Genomic DNA, 3,358 nt, shown 5'->3' on the forward strand with positions numbered 1-3,358 from the left:
GGTATCGGGTTCCCACATTCATCCGCACATGTGCGGATGAATGTGGGAAGTGTTCGGATGAAGTTGATAATCAAGGCCCTCCAGCGAAAGTGCACGTTATTTAGTACTGCGCGATCCTTTGAAAAAGGACTGCTGTATAATTGCATATAAGATTCACCCGGAAGGAGCGATCGATGAAAAGCAAACGATTTGTCCTGAATGCACTTCTGGTTGTAGCACTTTTAGCGCTCTTGGCCTTCTCATGCTGGTACGCAAACCAACCATCATTTGGATACGTATTGTATACAGTAATGTCCGGCGATAAGGCTTATTACACTCTACGCGCAATTGACGTTCTCTTTTTCTATGTAGCCGGCCCCTTATCAATCGCTTTGGTCGCGTTTCTTGTCATTTACAACTTCAAGAAACGTTAATAGAACCTATTTAGAATCCGAATCGTCCATGGAGCCGTCGATGCCGGTTTTGGTGTCGTCATCCGTGTTGGAATCGTCATCCTTAGCGAAGGGGTTCTTGAAGAAGCCCGTCGCATCGGGCTGCAGACCAGAGAGCTTGATCCAGGGATTATCGAGATCGGGCTTGGGCATGGCCTTGGCCTCGGGCGCAGTCTCGTTGCCGATGAGCTCGGACTCGTAGATGAAGGTGTCGTCGCCGAGCGCGTCGTAGGCGGCGACCGGGTTGCCATCGGCATCGCGGTACGGCGTGCCCTTAAACACGGCGCCGTCATAGGCCACAAGCTGTCGGCCGGTCTCATTCTCGAAGTAGTACACGAAGATACCCTTGAGGGCCGCACAAAGCGGGATGGCAATAATCATGCCGATGGGGCCCATGAGTGCCGAGCCAATAACGAGCGCCGTGAGGCTCATGATGGGATGCACCTGCACCGAGCTCTGCATGACCTTGGGCGAAATGACGTTATCGGTGACGTTTTGCGCGACCATCGTCACGATGAGCGTCCATAACGCCAACATGGGGCTGAACATGAAACCGAGCACCGTGGCGATTGCTGCGCTCACCCAGGGACCGACGACCGGAACCAAATGCATGATGCCGGTAAAGATAGCCATGAGCGCCGCATACGGATGGCCGATGATCATAAAACCGATAAAGGCGAGGAAACCACCGCAGATGGACGTCACGACCATACCGCGCATGTAGCCGCCGACAGAGCGAGAAAGGATGGCGACCATAAAGCGGTACGAGGTCTCCTTCTCCTGACCGATGATGGTGCAAATCTCGTGGTGCATGCGAGGGTAGTCGCAGGCCATCCAGTAGGCAAGCACCAGGCCAAGGAAGATAACGAACAGCTGCGAGGCCGTATTGGTGATGAGTGGGAACACACCACGACCAAGCTCGGCGGCAATCTGAGACACATACCTCGATGCCACGGCAACCAGCGACGAAAGATTATCGTCCAAATACTCCTTGAGCGGCGTGTTGTTGAGCGTCTTTGCATGCGAGATCATCTCGTTGAGATCGCCACCTGCAACACGAAGCTGCTCGGGCAGGCGGCTCAGGACTTCCATGATCTGACCAAAGAGAATCGGCGACAAGATACAAACGACACCGACGAGCACGGCAACAACAACAATAAGCGCGATAAGCGAACCGATGCCGCGATTCACGCCATGGTGCTCGAGCCAGTTGGTGATCGGGGACATCACAAAGGCAATGATGGAGCCGACGGCAAGAAACTCAATAACCGGCGCCAGGATGCCCATAAGGTTAAAGATGACAGCGGCGATGACAATGCAGCCGACAACAGCCCAAATGCGCAGCGTCAGAATGCGAGTGTCGCGCAGCACGCGATCGGTTTGTTGGGGGTGCTCACTCATGAACGAATCATCACTCCGTCGGGGTCGATCTTGTCCTGAATCTTCTTAAGCGTGCGGCGCAGCAGACGCGAAACCTGCACCTGAGAAATACCAAGCTTCTTGGCGATCTCGATCTGGGTCATGCCCTTCACAAAGCGCAGCTCGATCACCTCGCGCTCGCGCGGCGAGAAATCACGGATGGCTTCCTCGATCACTAGGCGGTCATCGGTAAAGTCGAGCTCGTTGTCGTCGTCGGCGTAACGGTCGAGAATCGAGGGGGCATCGTCGGAATCGGACGCACCAGGAGCCTCGATGGGCACCGAGGTATAGGCCGAAGACGATTCCATAGCCTCGAGGACCTCATCGACAGTCACATCTAGATACTCAGCGATCTCCTCAACCTTGGGCGAACGCTGCAGCTCGTTGGTAAGTTTGTCAGTAGCTTGGTTGACCTTGGCCGAGAGCTCCTGCAGACGACGAGGTACGCGCACGCTCCAGCCCTTGTCGCGAAAATGGCGTTTGATCTCGCCCAGGATAGTGGGTGTTGCAAACGTCGTGAACTCGAGCCCGCGCTCGGGGTCAAAGCGGTCGATAGCCTTGAGCAAACCCAGATAGCCGACCTGCATGAGGTCGTCGAGCGGCTCGCCGCGATTCTTAAATTTGTTGGCAAGAAACCTTACCAGGTTCATATGGGACATGACGAGCTGCTCGCGCGCGTCCGGATCACCGGTTTCTTTGTAGCGACGAAACAGCTCGCGGGTTTTCTCCTTGTCCCAAGCGGTCTTGCCGCTCCGGGAACGTTCGGTCATATTAGATATCCGCCTTGAGGTCGAGGGAAAGCGTCAGGGGCGCCGCAGTCTTTTCGTAGGAGTCGCACACGCTCGCGAGGATGAGCTCGGCATACACCGCAGCCTGGTCGTCTTCATCGACCGTAGCCTGGTCGCCAAAGGTAATAGTCATGCCAACGTGGGTCTCATCGACATCGAATTTGATGGTGATGTCATCGCAGTCGACCGCGGTGCAACCAAAGATGAAAGCCTCCTCAGCAGCCATGCGGATGTCCTCGATGCGATCGACAGACATAGAGCACAGGGCACCAACGTTGGCTGCCGTCATGCGCACAAGGCGAGCGAGACGCGGGTCACCGGCAACGGTCAGCGTGATAGGGCAGGTTGCTTCGCTACTCATCGCAGGACTCCTCAGAGGTCTCGGCGGGCGTATAGGTGTAATACTGAGCCGGCTTGGATACAGACTTCTGACCATCATCGTCGCCCGCGGCGGCCTCGTCCTCGCCAATTAGGATGCGCTCGGTAGGCTGCTCGGCCTCCGCAGCGGCAGCGGCGAGCTTGCGATCGGCGTCGGCTGCAGGAGCCTTCACCTTATTGAAGAGCTTCTGCACAGCACCGGCGGCAGAGTCGGTCACGCTCGACACAGCATTGCTGGCCTCGGCCATGCTGCCCGTAACCTCGGAAATGTCGCGAACCACGGCTTCGACCTCTACGAGATTGGAGGTAAGGGCATCAACTGCCGTCTTGCTCGACTTAAGC

3 protein-coding genes and 1 pseudogene are annotated in these 3,358 nt (G+C 56.2%); all 4 read right to left on the reverse strand.

All coding sequences use genetic code 11. The features are described 5' to 3' along the window. Positions 1 to 419: 419 nt before the first annotated feature. Positions 420 to 1,832: an AI-2E family transporter gene (locus AB5Z25_RS10740; protein ID WP_368135571.1), complete on the reverse strand. Its 1,413-nt coding sequence runs from the start codon at positions 1,830 to 1,832 to the stop codon at positions 420 to 422. Beyond that, complete coding sequence (locus AB5Z25_RS10745) at positions 1,829 to 2,620, reverse strand: RNA polymerase sigma factor SigF (protein ID WP_022094589.1); 792 nt, start codon at positions 2,618 to 2,620, stop codon at positions 1,829 to 1,831. The genes AB5Z25_RS10740 and AB5Z25_RS10745 overlap by 4 nt, the downstream gene beginning before the upstream one ends. Before the next feature lies 1 nt (position 2,621). Beyond that, entirely contained in the window at positions 2,622 to 2,999 is a 378-nt protein-coding gene (locus AB5Z25_RS10750) for an ATP-binding protein (protein WP_117746030.1), read from the reverse strand. Then, positions 2,992 to 3,358, reverse strand: a pseudogene (locus tag AB5Z25_RS10755) (hypothetical protein); the annotation flags it as partial. The gene AB5Z25_RS10750 and the pseudogene AB5Z25_RS10755, both read right to left, overlap by 8 nt.

It is taken from the genome of Collinsella aerofaciens (assembly GCF_040910325.1).
Classification (GTDB): Bacteria; Actinomycetota; Coriobacteriia; order Coriobacteriales; family Coriobacteriaceae; genus Collinsella; species Collinsella aerofaciens_BL.

Excerpts from the sequence above, each read along its gene's own strand:
- AB5Z25_RS10740 (WP_368135571.1), bottom strand. The coding sequence starts at position 1,832 with ATGAGTGAGCACCCCCAACAAACCGATCGCGTGCTGCGCGACACTCGC.
- AB5Z25_RS10745 (WP_022094589.1), bottom strand. The coding sequence starts at position 2,620 with ATGACCGAACGTTCCCGGAGCGGCAAGACCGCTTGGGACAAGGAGAAA.
- AB5Z25_RS10750 (WP_117746030.1), bottom strand. The coding sequence starts at position 2,999 with ATGAGTAGCGAAGCAACCTGCCCTATCACGCTGACCGTTGCCGGTGAC.